At 65.9% G+C, this 18624-nt stretch carries 16 protein-coding genes; 8 read left to right on the forward strand and 8 right to left on the reverse strand.

Features of this window, described 5'->3' with window-relative positions; translation table 11 throughout:
* A partial coding sequence (locus XF30_RS32695) for a uracil-DNA glycosylase (RefSeq protein ID WP_244609059.1) occupies positions 1–658 on the forward strand: 658 nt, incomplete at its 5' end.
* A 122-nt stretch (positions 659–780) separates the two neighbouring features.
* On the opposite strand, the gene XF30_RS32700 is transcribed toward XF30_RS32695, so the two are convergent.
* From XF30_RS32700 to XF30_RS32715, 4 genes are all read right to left on the reverse strand, one after another.
* Positions 781–2289: a glycosyltransferase family 39 protein gene (locus XF30_RS32700; protein ID WP_109144974.1), complete on the reverse strand. Its 1509-nt coding sequence runs from the start codon at positions 2287–2289 to the stop codon at positions 781–783.
* A 245-nt stretch (positions 2290–2534) separates the two neighbouring features.
* Positions 2535–3392 carry a ribonuclease HII gene (gene rnhB, locus XF30_RS32705; protein WP_109144975.1) on the reverse strand — a complete coding sequence of 286 codons (858 nt, stop codon included), beginning with the start codon at positions 3390–3392 and terminating at the stop codon, positions 2535–2537.
* Positions 3393–3469: 77 nt separating this feature from the next.
* On the reverse strand, positions 3470–3925 hold the full coding sequence (locus tag XF30_RS32710) for a VOC family protein (protein WP_109144976.1): 456 nt from the start codon (positions 3923–3925) through the stop codon (positions 3470–3472).
* Positions 3926–3949: 24 nt separating this feature from the next.
* Positions 3950–5113, reverse strand: coding sequence for a PA0069 family radical SAM protein (locus tag XF30_RS32715; protein ID WP_109144977.1), 1164 nt, complete (start codon positions 5111–5113; stop codon positions 3950–3952).
* Between the two features lie 210 nt (positions 5114–5323).
* On the opposite strand from XF30_RS32715, the gene XF30_RS32720 reads away from it, so the two are divergent.
* Positions 5324–7738 (forward strand): phosphoketolase family protein, encoded by a 2415-nt coding sequence (locus tag XF30_RS32720; protein WP_192893316.1) that lies wholly within the window; start codon positions 5324–5326, stop codon positions 7736–7738.
* Positions 7739–7740: 2 nt separating this feature from the next.
* On the forward strand, positions 7741–8913 hold the full coding sequence (locus XF30_RS32725) for an acetate/propionate family kinase (RefSeq protein ID WP_109144979.1): 1173 nt from the start codon (positions 7741–7743) through the stop codon (positions 8911–8913).
* A gap of 88 nt (positions 8914–9001) precedes the next feature.
* Here XF30_RS32725 and XF30_RS32730 read toward each other — a convergent pair whose 3' ends face one another.
* A complete protein-coding gene (locus tag XF30_RS32730; RefSeq protein WP_109144980.1) occupies positions 9002–9844 on the reverse strand; it encodes an RMD1 family protein in 843 nt (280 codons plus the stop codon).
* 252 nt (positions 9845–10096) lie between these two features.
* Here XF30_RS32730 and XF30_RS32735 point away from each other — a divergent pair, with 252 nt between their 5' ends.
* Positions 10097–10672 carry a glycosyltransferase family protein gene (locus XF30_RS32735; protein ID WP_109144981.1) on the forward strand — a complete coding sequence of 192 codons (576 nt, stop codon included), beginning with the start codon at positions 10097–10099 and terminating at the stop codon, positions 10670–10672.
* A 63-nt stretch (positions 10673–10735) separates the two neighbouring features.
* On the forward strand, positions 10736–11695 hold the full coding sequence (locus XF30_RS32740) for a bifunctional helix-turn-helix transcriptional regulator/GNAT family N-acetyltransferase (protein ID WP_109144982.1): 960 nt from the start codon (positions 10736–10738) through the stop codon (positions 11693–11695).
* Positions 11696–11886: 191 nt separating this feature from the next.
* Here the strand turns inward: XF30_RS32740 and moaB are convergent, their stop codons facing one another.
* Both moaB and ypfJ read right to left on the reverse strand, forming a co-directional pair.
* A complete protein-coding gene (moaB, locus tag XF30_RS32745; protein WP_036037229.1) occupies positions 11887–12450 on the reverse strand; it encodes a molybdenum cofactor biosynthesis protein B in 564 nt (187 codons plus the stop codon).
* 35 nt (positions 12451–12485) lie between these two features.
* On the reverse strand, positions 12486–13427 hold the full coding sequence (ypfJ, locus tag XF30_RS32750) for a KPN_02809 family neutral zinc metallopeptidase (RefSeq protein WP_036006315.1): 942 nt from the start codon (positions 13425–13427) through the stop codon (positions 12486–12488).
* 417 nt (positions 13428–13844) lie between these two features.
* Here ypfJ and XF30_RS32755 point away from each other — a divergent pair, with 417 nt between their 5' ends.
* From XF30_RS32755 to XF30_RS32765, 3 genes are all read left to right on the forward strand, one after another.
* Entirely contained in the window at positions 13845–14975 is a 1131-nt protein-coding gene (locus XF30_RS32755) for a site-specific DNA-methyltransferase (protein WP_036006312.1), read from the forward strand.
* Between the two features lie 195 nt (positions 14976–15170).
* The gene (locus XF30_RS32760; RefSeq protein ID WP_109144983.1) at positions 15171–15497 is read left to right on the forward strand and encodes a hypothetical protein; all 327 of its coding nucleotides are present in this window, start codon (positions 15171–15173) and stop codon (positions 15495–15497) included.
* Positions 15498–15625: 128 nt separating this feature from the next.
* Positions 15626–16306 carry a glutathione S-transferase family protein gene (locus tag XF30_RS32765; protein ID WP_036024860.1) on the forward strand — a complete coding sequence of 227 codons (681 nt, stop codon included), beginning with the start codon at positions 15626–15628 and terminating at the stop codon, positions 16304–16306.
* A 54-nt stretch (positions 16307–16360) separates the two neighbouring features.
* Here XF30_RS32765 and XF30_RS32770 read toward each other — a convergent pair whose 3' ends face one another.
* Positions 16361–18370, reverse strand: coding sequence for a methyl-accepting chemotaxis protein (locus tag XF30_RS32770; protein WP_192893317.1), 2010 nt, complete (start codon positions 18368–18370; stop codon positions 16361–16363).
* Between the last annotated feature and the right edge of the window lie 254 nt (positions 18371–18624).

Consider the following 18624-nt stretch of genomic DNA (forward strand, 5'->3'; position numbering starts at 1 on the left):
GCCGGTCGCCGCGCCCGCGGTCATGCGCGGCGAAGCCGCGCCTGCACCGGACGTCGCCATCGCCTCGGCACGCGAAGCCGCACGCACCGCGCCGACCCTGGAGGCGCTGCGCGAGCTGATGCAAAATTTCGAGGGCTGCGCGTTGAAGCACACCGCGACGCGACTCGTGTTCGCCGACGGCAACCCGCAGGCGCGCATCATGTTCGTCGGCGAGGCGCCGGGCCGCGACGAGGACATCGAGGGACTGCCTTTCGTCGGGCGCAGCGGCAAGCTGCTCGATCTGATGTTAGGGGCCATCGGCCTCAACCGCACCACCGCCTATATCGCCAACGTCATTCCCTGGCGGCCGCCCGGCAACCGCACGCCGACGCCGCAGGAGACGCAAATCTGCCTGCCCTTCATCCAGCGCCAGATCGAGCTGGTGAACCCCGACGTGCTGGTGACGCTTGGCAATCCTTCGACACAGACGCTGCTGTCGACGCGCGAAGGCATCATGCGCACGCGCGGGCGCTGGTTCGACTACGACACCGGCCAGCGGGTGATCCGCGCGCTGCCGACGTTTCACCCGGCCTACCTCTTGCGCTCGCCGGCCTACAAGCGGCTGGCCTGGCAGGATCTGCGGGCGATTGCGAAGGCGCTGGCGCAGGGCGCCGTGTAACGACGCCCACGCCGTCATTCCGGGGCTCGCGAAGCGAGAGCCCGGAATCCATCGAGCGGCAGAGTTGGTGGATGAATGGATTCCGGGCTCGCGGCTTCGCCGCGCCCCGGAATGACACCGACCTACGTCCCCTTCGGCCGCACGATGGCCCAGCCGATGCGCAACAGCTGCTGGCGGCCGGTCACCAGCCATTCGAAGGCGCGCGGGACTTCCGGCACGATGCCGGGAAAGCGCTTGAGGATCTCCGGCGGCGGCGTGCCCGCGGTATCGGAGGCGCGCCAGACCACGACGCCGCCGGTCTCGCTGAACTTGGTCTGGCTCATCCACGGCGTCCGCGCGGGGGCGGCGTCGATGAACAAATGCGGCCGGCCGGAATGCAGCGCGATCAGGCTAGCGAGCTGGGTCTCGCCGGCGACGGCGCGCAGGCGATGGTTGGTGCGGCGGGCGAAGCTCTCGTCGAAGAAGTCCGAGATCGCGCGCGCCGGCATCGAGGTCGCAATTTCGCTAGTGCCCGTCCAGGGCAGGAACAAGACGCCGAGCACCACGCCGGCGGCGGGCGCGGCAACGGCGGCGGCCCAGACCATGCGGAGCATGCGCGCGCGGCGCATCGCGATGAGATCGCCGGCCGCGACGACCACGGCGAGCCCCGTCATGATCAGCACGACGCCGGGGCCGCCGACGACGGAATCGAGCCCCAGCAGGCCGGAGATCAGCACTGCGCCGAGCGGCAGAGCGAACGCGAAGAAATAGACGAAGTTGCGCGCGAGCGGCTCGACCGGCGGGCGGTAGATGATCGGCGGCTCCTCGCCCTTGCCGGCGAACATTCCGGTGTTGAGAAAGGTCAGCGCCGGGATCGCCGCCGCCCCGAGCACGAGGCCGCCGAGCAGCCAGACCGCATGCAGCGCGCGGTCGTTGAGCTCGGCGACTGGCGGCAAGGCCGGAAGCGCCAGCGTCTCGGCCCGCATCAGAAAGACCGCATAGGGCAGCGCCAGCACGGCGACGACGATTAGCGCGAACAGCGGATCGAGCCCGCGCAGCGTCCGGCGGCCGCCGGCGGTCGTAACCGCGAAGACGACGATCAGCAGCAGCAGGAAGATCGCGGCGGGCGTCGTCAGCAGCAGGAGGCCGGCTTCGATCGACCAGGCGAACCAGGCATTACCGCGGCGCTGGCCGATGATCTGCCAGGAGTGCAGCAGCAAGAGCGCCCAGAGCGGCCGTGCCAGGATCAGCGGACCGAAGTCCAGCGCGGACGAGGAGAAGGCCAGCACCGTCATGGTCAGGAGCACGGCGAGCACCGCCTGCTGCGAGCCGACCACGGCACGGGAAAGATGATAGAGCGCGACGAAGGTCGCGATCTCGCAGAGCTGGGCGAGCACATAGACGCCGAGCATGTGGCCGCCGGCGGCGCGATAGGCGATGTCGGCGAGCCAGATGGCAAGCGGCGGGCCGAGATCGGTGCCGACCTGGTATTCCCTGCCGAAGGCCAGAAGGGTCGCGAGAGTGCCGGGCGGGCTGCGGTAGAACACCAGCGCCACGAACAGCCACATCGCGGCCTGCAGCAGCACCGCAATCCAAACGATCAGCCGCGGCCGGGCGCGAATGAGCTCGATGACCAGGGAGGTAAACCGCATGCAACGTCCGAAGGTGCAGCCAACCCGTCCAGCCGGCCCTATTCGCTCACGTCTGTTTTGATAAAGGGCGTCACGGGTTGTGGCAACCGCCGCAGTTCGTCATGCCCGGGCTTGTCCCGCCTGCGCGGCCGAAGCCGCTTCGGCGCGGCGAAGGCCCGGGCATCCACGTTCTTCGTGCCGCTGGTAAGACGTGGGTGGCCGGGTCAAGCCCGGCCATGACGGATGGGAAAGCTGTAGGAGGATCGCTAGAGATTTACGGAAGCGTCGATCTCGACGCTCGCCTCCACCTGCACCTCGACCTCGGTGACCGAGAACAGATCCTGCACCGGCTCGACGGTCCAGGGCATGTGCTTGGCGCGGGCGGCGGCGACGGGAGCGAAGAAGCTGCGGTGGTGGATGGAAGGGCCGAGGCGATCAAGCGCGTCGAGATGCTCGGGGACGGCATAGCCCTTGTGCTGCTCGAAGCCGTAGCCCGGGCAGTCCTGCGCCAGTGCGCACATCAAGCGATCCCGGGTGACCTTGGCGACGATGGAGGCCGCGGCGATCGACAGCACGATACCGTCGCCGCCGATCACGGCCTCGCAGTCGCATGCGGTGTCGAGCCGGTCGCGGCCGTCGACGAAGACGTGCCTAGGCGCCTCGGGCAGGGCCACCACGGCGCGCTTCAGCGCCCACAGCGAGGCGCGCAGGATGTTGTCGCGGTCGATTCGCGCCGGCGAGGCGACGGCGACCGAGACCTGCGCGGTGGCGCAGATCTTGTCGAACAGCTTTTCGCGCTCCTCGGCGGTCAGGCGCTTGGAATCGTCGATGCCGCGGGGAATCCGGTCGGGATCGAGAATCACCGCGGCGGCCACCACGGGGCCTGCGAGCGGGCCGCGGCCAGCCTCGTCGCAGCCCGCGACCGGCCAGACGCCGCGCTTGATCAGCACGCGCTCGCGGCGGAAGCTGGGGGCAGCAACGGCAATGATGCCTTTCCTACCGGCAGGAACCTTCGCAGCATCGGCCGCAGATATCTTTGCCGCCTTGGCGGGCACAGCCTTCGGCGCGGCCTTTTTCTTCGGCGCGGCTTTGGCTGGGGTCTTGGCGGAGGGGTCCCGAATCATGGCCGGGATCGTGCGCCAGGGGGCTTCGCCAGCGCAACCGGGAACCCACGATATTCCCGTTATTCAGGCCGCCCGCCCTACTCCGCCAGATGCACCCGCCGGTCCTCGCCCACCTCGATGCCGGGTGCGACCACGACTTCCCAGACATGTGCATCGGGATCGGCAAAATAGCCGCAATAGCCGCCGTAATCGGTCGCGTGCGCCGCCTTCAGCAAGGTGGCCCCCTTCTCGACGGCGAATGCCAGCACCTCGTCGACCTCCTCGCGGGTCACGCAATTCCAGGCGAGCGTCATGCCGCGAAAGGTGGTGGGCCTCGGCTGGTCCTCCAAGGACGCGTCCGCGGCGAGCCGATCCCAGTGATAAAGCGCGAGCACCGGACCGCCGGTGTCGTAGAACGCAACCGCCTCGCCGGTCTCCTTCAGCCGGCGCGAGAAACCGAGCGCGTCGTAAAAGGCGATGCTGGCGCGGATGTCGTTCACACCGAGCGTGATGACGGTCAGCCGCGGCATCGGCACAGCGAGTTCCTTGAGCATGCGACACCTCTTGCACGTGTCCGCTCAAAACAGGCTGAGCTGATCACCGTTCCGCTTCGGCCGCGCAAAGTGATCAATGGTCAGCTTGGAGCGCCGCTTGTTGAGGCCGAGTCGCTCGCAGGCGATCTCGAAGCGGCGGCCGATGGTCCAGGCCATCGGTCCGGTGCCCTTCATCCGCTCGCCCCATTTGGCGTCGTAGTCGCGCCCGCCGCGCATGTCTCGGATCAGGGTGAAGACGTGGCGATAGCGGTCCGGATAGTTCGCCATCAGCCATTCGCGGAAGAGATCGCGCACCTCCAGCGGCAGCCGCAGCAGCACATAGGCGGCTTCCTTGACCCCGGCATGGGCGGCGGCATCGAGGATGCGCTCGATCTCGGAATCGTTCAGTGCGGGGATCACGGGCGCGACCATTACCGTGGTGGGAATGCCGGCGTCCGAGAGCTGCTTGAGCGCCTCCAGCCGTTTCGGCGGCGTCGAGGCCCGCGGCTCCATGGTGCGCGCCAGCTTCGGATCGAGCGAGGTGACCGAGATCGCGACCTTGGCGAGGTTGCGCTTGGCCATCCGCTGGAGAATGTCGATGTCGCGCAGCACCAGCGCCGACTTGGTGACGATGCCGACGGGATGCCCTGCGCGCTCCAGCACTTCCAAAATGCCGCGCATGATTTTGCGCTCGCGCTCGATCGGCTGGTAGGGATCGGTGTTGGTGCCGATCGCGATCATCCGCGGCTCGTAGCCGGGAGCCGCAAGCTCCTTCTCGAGCAGCGAAGGCGCCTCGGGCTTCACGAACAGTTTTGACTCGAAGTCGAGCCCCGGCGACAGGCCGAGATAGGCGTGGGTCGGCCGCGCGAAGCAATAGACGCAGCCGTGCTCGCAGCCGCGATAGGGATTGATCGAGCGGTCGAAACCGATGTCGGGGGAATCGTTGCGGGTGATCACCTTGCGTGAGGTGTCGATGGCGACACTCGTCTTGAACGGCGGCAGCTCGTCGAGGCTCTGCCAGCCGTCGTCGAAAGCGACGCGCGCCTCGGCCTCGTAACGGCCGCTGGCGTTGGACTGCGCGCCCCGCCCTCGCCGTCGGGCGCGGTCGATGGCGACGCCAAGCTCGGGGAAATCTGAAGGCGCACCCGCCGGCTCGGAGGGCGCCGTGACCGGCGGGTGCTTGAGAGCATGAGAGGATGCTGGACTCATGCAGCCAAGATAGCACGACATAGGAACAAATCAAGAACACAAACCAAAAACGTGAAAACAACCCCATGCACAGTAGAGCTGCCCAAACTTCGCGCGCCTGCCTTTGACCTCACGCAACACGGCCGTCACGACCATCCCGTTTCATGCCCGACGGATCGATCGCCCCGGAACCGGGTTGGTGACGATCGCGAAGTGAAGGTCGGCAGGAACATGACAATCCAACAAAAAACGGCCGAAGCGAGCAGCGACCTCGATCTGCTCGATCGCTATTGGCGCGCCGCCAACTACCTCTCGGTCGGGCAAATCTACCTGCTCGACAATCCGCTGCTCCGCGAGCCGCTGCGGCCCGAGCACATCAAGCCGCGTCTGCTGGGTCATTGGGGCACGACGCCGGGCCTGAACTTCATCTACGCCCATCTCAACCGCGTCATCCGGGCGCTCGATGTCAGCGTGATCTATGTCTGCGGTCCCGGCCATGGCGGTCCGGGCATGGTCGCCAACACTTATCTCGAAGGCAGCTACAGCGAGATCTATCCCGAGATCGCGCGCGATGCGGATGGATTGCGCAAGCTGTTTCGGCAGTTCTCCTTCCCCGGCGGCATTCCGAGCCATGCGGCACCGGAAACGCCCGGCTCGATTCACGAAGGCGGCGAGCTTGGCTATGCGCTGGTGCACGCCTATGGCGCCGCATTCGACAATCCGGATTTGATCGTCGCCTGCGTGGTCGGCGACGGCGAGGCCGAGACCGGCCCGCTCGCTGCGTCCTGGCACTCCAACAAGTTCCTGAACCCCGCCCATGACGGCGCAGTGCTGCCGATCCTGCATCTCAACGGCTACAAGATCGCCAACCCCACCGTGCTCGGGCGGATGCAGGACGCGGAGATCCGCGACCTTTTCCGCGGGTTCGGCCATGAGCCGCTGTTCGTCAGCGGCGACGATCCCAAATTGATGCACCAGGCCATGGCCGATGCGCTCGACGTTGCATTCGCCAGCATCCGCTCGATCCAGCAACATGCCCGCGACGGTCGCACAAGCGTCGAGCGGCCGCGCTGGCCGATGATCGTGCTGCGCAGCCCGAAGGGCTGGACCGGCCCGAAGGAGGTCGACGGCAAGAAGGTCGAGGGCTTTTGGCGCGCGCATCAAGTGCCAGTCGCAGGCTGCCGCGAGAACCCGGCGCATCTCAAGGTGCTCGAAGACTGGATGCGCAGTTACGAGCCGGAAAAGCTGTTCGATGGCAACGGCGTGCTCATTGCCGAGCTTCAGACGCTTGCGCCCGACGGCATCAGGCGCATGGGCGCCAATCCACATGCCAATGGCGGCGTGCTGAAGAAGGAGCTGAAGCTGCCCGACTTCCGCAGCTTCGCGATCGAGGTGCCGCAACCCGGCGAGGTCGTGGCGGAAGCGACGCGCGAGCTCGGCAAATTCCTGCGCGATGTCATCCGCCTCAACGCGAAGGAGCGCAACTTCCGCATCATGGGCCCGGACGAGACGGCATCGAACCGGCTCGACGCCGTGTTCGAAGCCACCGAACGCGTCTGGATGGAGCCCACCGAGCCTTACGACGTGCACCTCGCCCAGGACGGCCGCGTCATGGAGGTGCTGAGCGAGCATCTCTGCCAGGGCTGGCTGGAGGGCTATCTGCTCACCGGACGGCACGGCTTCTTCTCCTGCTACGAGGCCTTCATCCACATCGTGGATTCCATGTTCAACCAACACGCCAAATGGCTGAAGGTGACGCGGGAGCTGCCGTGGCGGCGTCCGATCGCCTCGCTCAATTATCTGCTGACCTCGCATGTCTGGCGCCAGGACCATAACGGCTTCAGCCATCAGGACCCCGGTTTCGTCGATCTCGTCGCCAACAAGAAGGCCGACATCGTCCGCATCTACTTCCCGCCGGACGCCAATACGCTGCTGTGGATCGCCGACCACTGCCTGCGCACCTATAACCGCATCAACGTAATCGTCGCCGGCAAGCAGCCGGCGCCGCAATGGCTGTCGATGCAGGACGCGGCGACGCATTGCGATGCCGGCATCGGCATCTGGACCTGGGCGGGCACGGAGGACGGAAAGGGCGAGCCCGACGTCGTCATGGCCTGCGCCGGCGACGTGCCGACGCTGGAGACGCTCGCTGCCGTCGACCTCCTACGCAAGGCGCTGCCGGACTTGAAGATCCGCGTCGTCAACGTCGTCGACCTCATGACGCTGCAGCCGAGGGAGCAGCATCCGCACGGCCTGTCCGACCGCGACTTCGACAGCCTGTTCACGCGCGACAAGCCTGTGATCTTTGCCTATCACGGCTATCCCTATCTCATTCACCGGCTGACCTATAATCGCACCAACCATGCCGGCATGCATGTACGCGGCTTTGCCGAGGAGGGCACCACGACGACGCCCTTCGACATGGTCGTGCTCAACGAACTCGACCGCTACCACCTCGCGATCGAGGCGATCGAACGGGTGCCGGGACTGGCGACCAAGGCCGCTCAGGTGAAGCAGCAATTCCGCGACAGGCTGATCGAACACTCCCGTTATGTCCGCGAGCACGGTGAAGACATGCCTGAAATACGTGACTGGGTCTGGCAGAACAGCGCCGGCGGCATCACGCCGGCCGAGGCCGGCGACTAGCGATGCCGGACACGGTCCTCGTCCTCAACTCGGGATCGTCGAGCATCAAGTTCGGCCTGTTCGATGTCGCGGCGGCCGAGCCCGCCCTGCTCTGCAAGGGCCTGCTGGACGAGCACGAGGCCAAACCCCGGCTGGTGGTGAAGGGCCCCACGGGCGAAGACCTGTTCGAGACAAGCAATCAGGCGCCTGACGGAGCCCGCGGCCATCTGTTCGCGGACGTGCTCACCTTCATCGAGGACCGGTTCGGTGGACGCAGCCTGCGGGCCATCGGCCATCGCATCGTCCACGGCGGGCCGGATTATTCAGGCCCGGAGGTCCTGACAGACGACATCATTGCGAAACTGGAGGCCTTGACGCCGCTGGCGCCGCTGCACCAGCCGCGCTGCCTCGCGCCGGTGCGCACACTGGCGGCGATCCGGCCCGGGCTGACGCAGATCGCGTGTTTCGACACCGCCTTCCATCACGGCCTCGCGCCGCCGGCGAGCCGCTTCGCCATTCCCCGGCGATTCGAGGCGCGTGGGATCAGGCGCTACGGCTTTCACGGCCTTTCGTTCGAATATGTCGCGGGACGCCTGGCCGAGATCGCGCCGGAGCTCGTGGCCAAGCGCACTGTCATCGCGCATCTCGGCAATGGCGCCAGCCTCTGCGCCCTGCGCGATGGCCACAGCATCGACACCACGATGGGGCTGACGCCGCTCGACGGCCTCGTGATGGGCACGCGCTGCGGTGCGATCGATCCGGGCGTGCTGCTCTATCTGCAACAGCACGAGAACATGTCGGTCGAGAATGTCCAGCACCTGCTCTATCGCGAGTCAGGCCTGTTCGGCGTCTCAGGGATATCCGCCGACATGCGCACGCTGCTGGCGAGCCGCGAGGCTGCGGCGCGTGAGGCCGTCGACCTCTTCACGTTCCGTGCGGCGCAGCAGGTCGCGATGATGGCGACCACGCTCGGCGGCCTGGACTGCCTGATCTTCACCGGTGGCATCGGCGAGCACGCCAAGGAGATCCGCGGCGCGATCGGCGAGCGTCTCGCCTGGATGGGCGTGCGCATCGACGCCGCAAGCAACGATGCCGCGCGCGAGCGCATCAACGGCAACGACAGCATGGTCGAGGTCTTCGTCATCCCCACCAACGAAGAGATGATGATCGCGCGCCATTGCGCGGCTCTGATCTAGGGCGTTATCCCGTTGCGAAAACACCCTCTCCGCAAGCGGGAGAGGGAGTGCACTTACGTTATAGCAATCAAACCTGATCTCATCATGCTTAGTGACCGCGGCCGGTCAGGAGCTGAAAAGTCGCCATCGCGACCTCGATCAGGATCAGCACCACGACGGCGATCTCCAGGCGGAGCGAGCGCTGGGTGTCGATGATATCGGTCAGCGCGTTGGCGGTCTCCGACACCGCGGCAAGCTTGCGCTCGAGCGTGTCGAGGCGCTCCTTCAGTTCGTATTCGTCCTCCAGGCGCGAATAGAGCCGGTCGAGCTCGGGCTTCTCCCAGAGCACGTCGGGCTTCTCGGCGACGGCGACGCGGCCGGCGACCCGCTGCTGCACCAGCAGCGCGTTGCCGATCAATTGCAGGATACCCTTGCGCCGTTGCGGCGTGCGACCGCGCTCGGCGAGCTCCCGTGCAAACGGCTCGATGACGTCGAAGACCGCGGCGACGCGCCGCTCGTCGCGCGCCAGCGACGTGCTCTTGGCGAGTGCGTCCGCAACCAGCAGCAGCCGGTCGTCGGAGAACTTGGCGAGGCAGATCGGCCCGCCCGGCTGGATCGTCTCGCCGGCTTCCTCGTTGCAGAGCTGCGCCTGCGCGATCTCCTCCTCGTAGGGGCTGAACTCTCCGGTAACGCGCGATCTCAGGTTGTCGACGAGGACCTTCTCCTCCGACGGCAACAGCCCGATCAGCACGACGACGCCGTAGCGAAAGATCACGGCAAGGCCGGCATGAACGCGGAAGGCGGCCGGCGTCGAGGACACCAGCGTGCCGATCTCGAGGCCAGACGCGTTGATGCGGTCGCCCAGCATCAGCGCCCGGATCCGCAAGGTCGGCGCGGCCTCCTGCTTCGGCGATGTTGGCGCGGTGCCAACGGCGAGGTGATCGGCGTTCATGCAAAGTCTCTCCCGGGCAGCGAAACGTCGCCACGAAGCATTCGGGGTTAATACCGTCAGGATCGGCTTGTGCCGAAACATTCGGCAATATTACCAGCCGCGCCTGGCACATCTGGCCGCGATGAACTCGCGGCAGTTTACCATCGCACGCCGAAGCCCCTTCCGAAAGTTGCACTCGGCAGCGCGACGGGTTTATGACAACATCATGCAACGCTACGCTTCTCCCGAAGTGCGGAAACTGAAGCCTCAATCATGCTGAGCGTCATCATTCCGACCGAAGGTGTCGAGCAGACGGCGGTCGCAACCCTGGCCGCGCTGGTGCCCGGCGCCACAGCCGGCGTAATCCGGGAAGTGCTTCTGGTCGACGGCACGCGCAACGGCGTTATCGAGCGCGTTGCCGACGCCGCGGGCTGCCGTTTCATCGGCTTCGAAGGGCATTCGCAAGGCGCTGCGCTCGCCGCCGGCGCGCTCCAGGCCCGATCGCCCTGGCTGATGTTCCTGCCTGCCGGCGCTGTGCTGGAAACCGGTTGGATCGAGGAAACCACCCAGTTCATCCAGGCCGTCGCCACCAGCGGCCGGGATCGTGCCGCGGTGTTCCGCTATGCCCGCTCGCCCTACGCAAATACCGCAGTGCGCGACGTCCTCTGGGCGGTGGCGCGCAGGCTCGTCGGTCCGCTCGGCGATCAAGGGCTGCTGATCGCGCGCGATCATTACGACCGGATCGGCGGATACCCGCCCCACGCCCGGCATTCCGAGGCGCGGCTGCTCCGGCGGCTCGGCCGGTCGTCCAGGACCATGCTGCGCAGCCGGATTGTCATGGTCGGCTGAAGCGCCGAGATACTTGCCAACGTCAATCAATTAATTGACAATGGCAAATATCGAGGTGATCCCATGCTATCGAAAGCTTTGCCGTCAAGCGCCGTCGCCGAACAGGCTGCCGGCGACCCCGTCGCGGCGGTTCGCGCCTTCAACCGCTTTTACACCCGCAAGCTCGGTGTGCTCGACCAGCACCTCGGCAATAGTCCGTTCTCGCTCAGCGAGGCGCGGGTGCTCTACGAGCTCGCCCATCGCGACGACCTTGCCGCAAAAGAGATCGGACACGAGCTCGGTCTCGATCCCGGCTATCTCAGCCGCATCGTCCAGAGCTTCGACGAGAAGGGGCTGATCACGCGAAAGCCGCTGCCCGCGGACCGCAGGCAGTACCAGCTCAGCCTGACCGCCAAAGGCCGACAGGCTTTCGCCAAGCTGAACCTGAACTCGCAAAACGAGGTCGCCGCGATGCTGGCTCAGCTTTCGCCTGGCGATGCGACCCGGCTCACGCAGGCGATGGCCACGATCGTGGCCGTGCTGGAGCAACGCCGAAGCCCGCCCGCTTCTTTCATGCTGCGCAGCCATCGCGTCGGCGACATGGGCTGGGTGATCTCCCGCCAGGGCGCCGCCTATGCTGCGGACTACAATTGGGACATCAGTTACGAGGCGCTGGTCGCCGAGATCTGCGCACAGTTCATCAGGAATTACGACGCCGCGCGCGAGCACTGCTGGATCGCGGAGGTCGGTGGCGAGCCGGTCGGCTCGGTGTTCCTGGTCAAGGCCACGGACGAGATCGCCAAACTCCGCCTGTTGCAGGTTGAGAAGAAAGCACGGGGCCTCGGCGTCGGCCGCGCCCTCGTCGAGCAATGCATCCAGGGCGCCCGCGAGCGCGGCTACAGCAAGATGACGCTGTGGACGCAGAGCATTTTGGTGGCTGCGCGCGGGATTTATCAAAGCGCGGGATTCAAGCTGGTCGCGACGGAGCCGCATCACAGCTTCGGTGCCGACCTGGTCGGCGAGACGTGGGAGCTGGATCTCTGATCTCGCAGCGAGCGAGATGCGCGTTGCTGCGCCCTCTCCCCTTGCGGGAGAGGGCATGTCAACTGGCAAATGCAAGCTCGCTTGGGTGAGGGGTATGTCTCCACAAGCATTGGTGCGCGCGGAGAGAACCCCTCATCCGGCGCTTCGCGCCACCTTCTCCCACAAGGGGTGAAGGGAAGAAAAGCAAGAACTCACACCGTCGCGCCCTGCGCTTTCGGCCGGCGCAGATGCTCGTCCAGCCGCGGCATGATCTCGACGAAATTGCAGGGGCGCGTGCGGTAGTCGAGCTGAGCCGCCAGGATGCCGTCCCAGCCGTCGCGGCAGGCGCCGGGCGAGCCCGGCAGGCAGAAGATGTAGGTCGCGCCCGCCACGCCGGCGGTGGCGCGACTCTGGATCGTCGACGCCCCGATCTTGGCGTGGCTCAGCATGTGGAAGGCGATCGAGAAGCCGTCCATGCGCTTCTCGAACAGCGGCTCGATCGCCTCGGGCGTGACGTCGCGCCCGGTAAAGCCGGTGCCGCCGGTGGTGATGACGACGTCGATGCCGCTATCGGCGATCCAGCGGCGGATCACGGCGCGGATCGCCTCGACATCATCGGTGACGATCTCGCGCGCGGCGAGATGATGACCCGCAGCGGTGAGACGATCGGCGAGGGTCTGACCGGACTTGTCGTCCGCAAGCGCGCGCGTGTCGGACACCGTGAGCACCGCAATGTTGAGCGGGATGAATTGTTTGGATTCGTCGATGGAGGCCATTCTTCACCCTCGCTCGTCGTTCCGGGGCTGACGCGTTACAACGCCCCCGCACCGAACGTGTTGCAGGCTTGGACCGTGCCCTGCTGGTAGCCGATCATGAACCATTGCTTGCGTTGCGCCGCCGAGCCGTGGGTGAAGGAGTCGGGTACCACGCGGCCGGTGGCCTGGCGTTGCAGCGTGTCGTCGCCGATCGCGCTCGCCGTGGTCAGCGCCGCCTCGATGTCGCCGGGCTCGAGGAAGTTCGGACGCTTCTTCGCCTCACGGTTGACCCAGACGCCGGACAGACAATCGGCCTGCAACTCCACCTTGACCTGGAGCGCATTGGCCTCGGCCTTCGAGCCGACCTGCTGCTGCAGCCGCGTCACGCGCGGAATGATGCCGAGCAGGTTCTGGATGTGATGGCCGACCTCGTGCGCGATGATGTAGGCGGTGGTGAAATTGCACGCCGACTTGCCGGAGCAGCCGCGAAAGCGGGTCTCGACCTCGCGGAAGAAGGCGGTGTCGAGGAAGATGGTCCGATCGGGCGGACAATAGAACGGCCCCATGGCCGACTGCGCCATGCCGCAGCGGCCGCCATTGGTGGCGTTGCGGAACAGCACGATCTTCGGACCGGTGTACGACTGGCCGTTGGCCTGGAAGATCTCGCTCCAGCGATCGTCGAGCTCGCCGAGGATGCCGGAGATCATGCTGCCCATCTCGTCGGTCGGCGCGCCGCGCTTGCCGGAGGAGGCCTGACGATCGGTCTGATAGGTCGGCGCATGGCCGCCGCCGGAGAGGATCTCGGCGCCGCCGATCAGGATTCGGGGATCGATGCCGAAGGCGTAGCCTACCAGGCCGAGGATGATGATGGTGCCGATGCCAAGCCCGCCACCGCCCATCGGCAGGCCGAACCCGCCGCCTCCGCCTCCGCCAAAGCCACCACCTTCGTCGCGACGATCCTCGATGTCGTCGCTGCGGCGGAAGTCATCGTAGCGCATGGCGGCCTTTCCTCTGGGGTCCCTGATTTAAGTTTCGACGGCGCACAGAAACGCGAAAGCTCAACGCGCCACATACGTAAAATTTCCGTTGCTTTTATCAATATCGTGGCCGGCAAAAATTGCCTAGTGCGACAGCCTGTCGATGCCAGCAAATTTTTCCGAGGGCCGAGCAGTTTTTCCGAGAGAAATTTACAGCCTTTTTCCCGCCACGATCGATCCCGCGAGCCGCGCAATCGCGAAATACACTGTAAAACAAGGCGAATGCGCGCAACAATTTGTGCGCGAACGATCATGCGGGGAGTGCTCACGAAAGCGGCGGGTTAAGTCGATTTTTACTTTGCCCCTTCAATGTAACGGGCAGTCGGTTGTTTGGTCCCGCGTCGCCGACAGCGTCGCCTGAGTCAGAGTTCTTGAGTCATGGTAGAGTCGCGTCGCGGGGCGTCTGCAAGGGCGCCCCGCACAAATTTTGAGTCGCCTTCGCATCGCATCATCGTCGGCGATTGCGTCGCCGAGATGTCGAAGCTCCAGGCAGGCAGCGTCGACCTGGTTTTCGCCGACCCGCCCTACAATCTGCAGCTCAAGGGCGACCTCAAGCGCCCCGACGAATCCCATGTCGATGCCGTCAACGACGACTGGGACAAGTTCGATTCGTTTGCCGCCTACGACGATTTCACCCGCGCCTGGCTGCTCGCCGCACGCCGCGCCATGAAGCCGTCGGCGACGATCTGGGTGATCGGCTCCTATCACAACATCTTCCGCGTCGGCGCCATCATGCAGGACCTCGGCTTCTGGCTGCTGAACGACATCGTCTGGCGCAAGACCAATCCGATGCCGAATTTCCGCGGCCGCCGCTTCACCAACGCGCACGAAACCATGATCTGGGCCGCGCGTGACGAGAAGGCCAAGGGCTACACGTTCAACTACGAGGCATTGAAGGCCGCCAACGAGGATGTGCAGGCGCGGTCCGACTGGCTGATTCCGCTCTGCACCGGCGAGGAGCGCCTCAAGGGCGCCGACGGCAAGAAAGTGCATCCGACACAGAAGCCGGAAGGCCTGCTGGCGCGCGTGCTGCTGTCCTCGTCCAAGCCCGGCGATCTCGTCATCGACCCGTTCAACGGCACCGGCACCACCGGCGCGGTCGCCAAGCGCCTCGGCCGCTCCTATGTCGGCTTCGAGCGCGACAAGACCTACGCCAAGGCGGCCGAGGCGCGCATCGCCAAGGTCGAACCGTTGCCGGAAGAAAGCCTTGCCCCGTTCATGACCGCGCGCGAGGCGCCGCGCGTTGCGTTCTCCGAGCTGATCGAGCGCGGCATGATCATGCCCGGCACCAAGCTGTTCGACGCCAAGAAGAAGCTGGGCGCATTGGTGCGCGCCGACGGCGCCATCATGCTTGGCGACAAGGTCGGCTCGATCCACCGGATCGGCGCGGTGGCGCAAGGCGCGCAGGCCTGCAACGGCTGGACCTTCTGGCACGTCGAGACCAAGAAGGGCCTCAAGCTGATCGACGAGCTCCGCGCCGAGATCCGCGCGGGAATGGCGGCGGAGTAGTTTCCTCTCCTAAGTCATTCCGGGGCGCGCGCAAAGCGCGCGAGCCCGGAATCCATCCAACAGCGTCCCATGCCGCCCAATGGATTCCGGGCTCGCGCTTCGCGCGCCCCGGAATGACGTCCGCGTGAGTTGAAAGCCGCGCCAACCAGGACTAGACTCGCCCCCATCAGCCTCCGTCCTGACCGGCCTGCTCCCATGCGACGACAGTCCGAGACATTGCTGCTGGTGCCGCTGCTGCCGATCTTCCTGATCGACATGTTTCCGATGTTCCTGATCGCGCTGCTCGGATTCTTCGGCCTGGCGCTGTTCGGCGTGCTCGTGATCTGCGTCGGGCTCGCCAGCAGCAACGAGGCGCACGACAATTTCAACCACGACGTTATCGTCCACGGCTATGCGCGCGGGTCGGAGCGCGCGGCACGGGCCTCCGACATGCATCTCGCCGCGCGGCTCGGCCTGCGGCTGGAGGCCGTGGGCGCGGCCATGGTCCTCGCGGCGGCAATCGGCCTCTGTTACGCCGCCTGATCTGCGTACCGCGCAGACACCGCCCGGCAAACTCGCCGGTTGCTCTCTCGGGCGAGGTTCAGGCAAGACAGGCTCGCCCAACGAGGCCGCGGCCGCGCGCGGCAATATAGACACCGGGGAGATGCTTGATGCTCAAGTTCTATTTCAATGGATCACCGAACCCGACCAAGGTCGCGCTCTATCTCGAAGAATCCGGCCTGCCCTACGAGCCGGTGAAGGTCGACACCCGCAAGGGCGAGCAGTTCACGCCGGAATTCCTCAAGATCAATCCGAACGGCAAGGTGCCGGCGATCGACGATGGGGGCACCATCGTGTTCGATTCGAACGCCATCCTGCTCTATCTCGCCGAGAAGACCGGCAAATTCCTCCCCTCCAACCGCGCCGAGCTCTTGTCCTGGCTGATGTTCGTCGCGAGCGGCGTCGGGCCGTTTTCGGGTCAGGCCGTGCACTTCAAGCATTTTGCGCCGAAGGACCAGAACCACGACTACGCCAACAACCGCTATCAGTACGAGACCGACCGCCACTACAAGATCCTCGACGCTCACCTGAAGGACCGCCGCTACATGGTCGGCGACAGCTATTCGATCGTCGACATGGCGATGTGGGGCTGGGCGCGGATGGTGCCGTTCAAGCTCGGCGACGACGCCTTTGCGCGATACCCGAACGTGAAGCGGCTGGTCGACGAGATCTCGGCGCGCCCGGCGGCGGCGCGTGCCATCGCCCTGAAGGACAAGTTCACCTTCAAGGCCGAGATGGACGACGAAGCGCGAGCCAACATGTTCAAGCACATGACCACCAAGGTGGCTTGATCGCGCCGCTGTTCGAGGCCACGCGCATCCGCGTGGCCTCTTGCTTTCAAGACGTCAGGCAGCGTGGACCGAGCTCAGGAACTTGGCGACTTCCTGCTTCAACCGGTTGCTGTCGGCCGACAGCGAGCGCGCCGCCGACAAAACCTGCGAGGAGGCCGAGCCGGTCTCGGAGGCGCCGCGCTGCACGTCGCCGATGTTGGACGAGACGAGCTGCGTGCCCTGGGCCGCCTGCTGGACGTTGCGGGAGATCTCCTGCGTCGCCGCGCCCTGCTGCTCCACGGCCGCGGCGACCGTCGAGGCGATCTCCGACAGCCGCTCGATGGTGCCGCTGATCTCCCGGATCGAACCGACCGACTCCTCGGTCGCGGCCTGGATGCCGGAGACCTGCTGGGCGATCTCGCCGGTGGCCCTTGCCGTCTGCTCGGCGAGCGCCTTGACCTCGGTAGCGACCACGGCAAAGCCGCGGCCGGCTTCGCCCGCACGCGCCGCCTCGATCGTGGCGTTCAGCGCCAAGAGGTTGGTCTGGCCGGCAATGGTGCTGATCAGCTCGACCACGTCACCGATCCGCGCGGCGGCCTTGGAGAGCGCACCGACGCGCTCGTTGGTCCGGCTCGCCTGACCGACAGCCTCGGTGGCGATGCGGGCGGATTCCTGCACCTGGCGGGCGATCTCGGAGACCGAGGAGGAGAGCTCCTCGGTCGCAGAGGCGACCGCCTGCACATTGGCCGAGGCCTCCTGCGAAGCGCTGGCGACCTCCGTCGAGAGGTCCTGGGCGCGCGCGGCAGTCGTCGTCAACGTGCCGGCGGAGGCTTCGAGCTCGCCCGATGCCGACGACACCGTGTTGACGATCTCGCCGACGGCCTGCTCGAACTGATCGGCGAGCCTGGCCATGTCTTTCCTGCGGTTCTCGGCCTGCCGCGCCTCGAGTTCGGCCTGCTCGGCGCGCATGCTCTCGGTCTCGATCATGTTGTCCTTGAAGACCTGGATCGCCTTGGCCATGTCGCCGATCTCGTCGACCCTGCCGCGGCCGGGAATCTCGACCTCGAGATTGCCGCCGGCAAGCCGCCCCATCGCCTGCGTCATCGAGGTCAGCGGACCGACGATGCTGCGGGCGATGAGGAAGGCGACGATGCCTCCGAACAGGATGGCGAGGCCGCCGGCGATCTCCTGCACGGTCGTCGTTCCCGCGATCACGGCCTCGGCGGTGGTGCGCGATACCTGGTAGTCCTCCTTCAGCGTCGTTTCCGCCACCTTGAGCTTGCCGATGCTGTCGACGATGAGGGGCGCGAGGCTCTTGTGGTAGATCTCGTCCGCTTTAAGCATCGCTGCGGAGGTCGTCTCGAACGCCGTCTTGTAGGTTTCAAGCGAGGTCTTCACCGGCGCCAGCGTGGCGCGCAACGCCGCCGCCTGCGGGCTCTTTTCGAGTGCCCCGAGCCGTTGTAATGCCCTGTCGATGCTCGCCCTGAAGGTCGCAGGGCCCTGCGCATCGCGAAGGGCCAGAAAACGCCAGTTTACGATCCTCACGAGCAGGATTCGGGATTCGAGATCGGCGACGAGGGAAGCGGTATCTTCATCGACGGCGGCGCGCGCCACGTCGACGAGCTTGTTCGTCTTGGTGGCCAGGTCCTCGCCACTCGGCAGCAGCGTCGCCTTGCCCGTTCTCGTCTCGTTGACGGCGTCGCCGAGATTGTCACGCAGGCGTCGCATTTTCGCGATCTCGTCGATCAGGCCGTTGTAGAGCGCGCGCCGCTCCTCGGAGAGCGCCCCCTGAGCGCCGACCCGGAGCAGCTCGCTCGCCGCGGTCTCGCGCTCTTGCGCTTCCTTCATTGCGGACTCGTTGCCGTCGTAGACGTAGCGCAAATTGGCCCGCTGAATCGCCTGCAGATGGGCCGATATTTCCAGCACCCGCGCCGTGCTGTCCGAGAGGGCGGATTGTCTTGCGACCTGATCCTGCACATCCCGCAAATTCCAGACGGCAACCACCGCCATCACGACACCCACCGCCACCAGGGCCATGAAGCCTGCGTACAGGCGTCCCCTGATCCGCAAACGAAATTTCGGCATTCCCACTGTCCACCCAGATGCATGTGAATTCGAGGGGCCGAACGACTCCGGCGATCGTCACGGCCACTCCGGCAGCCGCACGCCGCGCCCTGGCGGCCTACGCTGCACCGCGACAGAATGGGGGACACTTCTTAATTGAACCTTCAAATTCCTCGCGCGCCCGATCTCGACCTGCACCAAATCTGCCGATTTTGGCGGCAGCTATGCAAAGCCGCATGCGAATCCGCTGTGCCATGCACGCCGATGCATGCTGT

The sequence above is a fragment of the Bradyrhizobium sp. SUTN9-2 genome (assembly GCF_003122645.1).
Taxonomy (GTDB): domain Bacteria; phylum Pseudomonadota; class Alphaproteobacteria; order Rhizobiales; family Xanthobacteraceae; genus Bradyrhizobium; species Bradyrhizobium yuanmingense.

Coding starts and splice junctions, on each gene's coding strand:
- XF30_RS32700 (WP_109144974.1), bottom strand. CDS start 2,289: ATGCGGTTTACCTCCCTGGTCATCGAGCTCATTCGCGCCCGGCCGCGG.
- rnhB (WP_109144975.1), bottom strand. CDS start 3,392: ATGATTCGGGACCCCTCCGCCAAGACCCCAGCCAAAGCCGCGCCGAAG.
- XF30_RS32710 (WP_109144976.1), bottom strand. CDS start 3,925: ATGCTCAAGGAACTCGCTGTGCCGATGCCGCGGCTGACCGTCATCACG.
- XF30_RS32715 (WP_109144977.1), bottom strand. CDS start 5,113: ATGAGTCCAGCATCCTCTCATGCTCTCAAGCACCCGCCGGTCACGGCG.
- XF30_RS32720 (WP_192893316.1), top strand. CDS start 5,324: ATGACAATCCAACAAAAAACGGCCGAAGCGAGCAGCGACCTCGATCTG.
- XF30_RS32725 (WP_109144979.1), top strand. CDS start 7,741: ATGCCGGACACGGTCCTCGTCCTCAACTCGGGATCGTCGAGCATCAAG.
- XF30_RS32730 (WP_109144980.1), bottom strand. CDS start 9,844: ATGAACGCCGATCACCTCGCCGTTGGCACCGCGCCAACATCGCCGAAG.
- XF30_RS32735 (WP_109144981.1), top strand. CDS start 10,097: ATGCTGAGCGTCATCATTCCGACCGAAGGTGTCGAGCAGACGGCGGTC.
- XF30_RS32740 (WP_109144982.1), top strand. CDS start 10,736: ATGCTATCGAAAGCTTTGCCGTCAAGCGCCGTCGCCGAACAGGCTGCC.
- moaB (WP_036037229.1), bottom strand. CDS start 12,450: ATGGCCTCCATCGACGAATCCAAACAATTCATCCCGCTCAACATTGCG.
- ypfJ (WP_036006315.1), bottom strand. CDS start 13,427: ATGCGCTACGATGACTTCCGCCGCAGCGACGACATCGAGGATCGTCGC.
- XF30_RS32755 (WP_036006312.1), top strand. CDS start 13,845: ATGGTAGAGTCGCGTCGCGGGGCGTCTGCAAGGGCGCCCCGCACAAAT.
- XF30_RS32760 (WP_109144983.1), top strand. CDS start 15,171: ATGCGACGACAGTCCGAGACATTGCTGCTGGTGCCGCTGCTGCCGATC.
- XF30_RS32765 (WP_036024860.1), top strand. CDS start 15,626: ATGCTCAAGTTCTATTTCAATGGATCACCGAACCCGACCAAGGTCGCG.
- XF30_RS32770 (WP_192893317.1), bottom strand. CDS start 18,370: ATGCCGAAATTTCGTTTGCGGATCAGGGGACGCCTGTACGCAGGCTTC.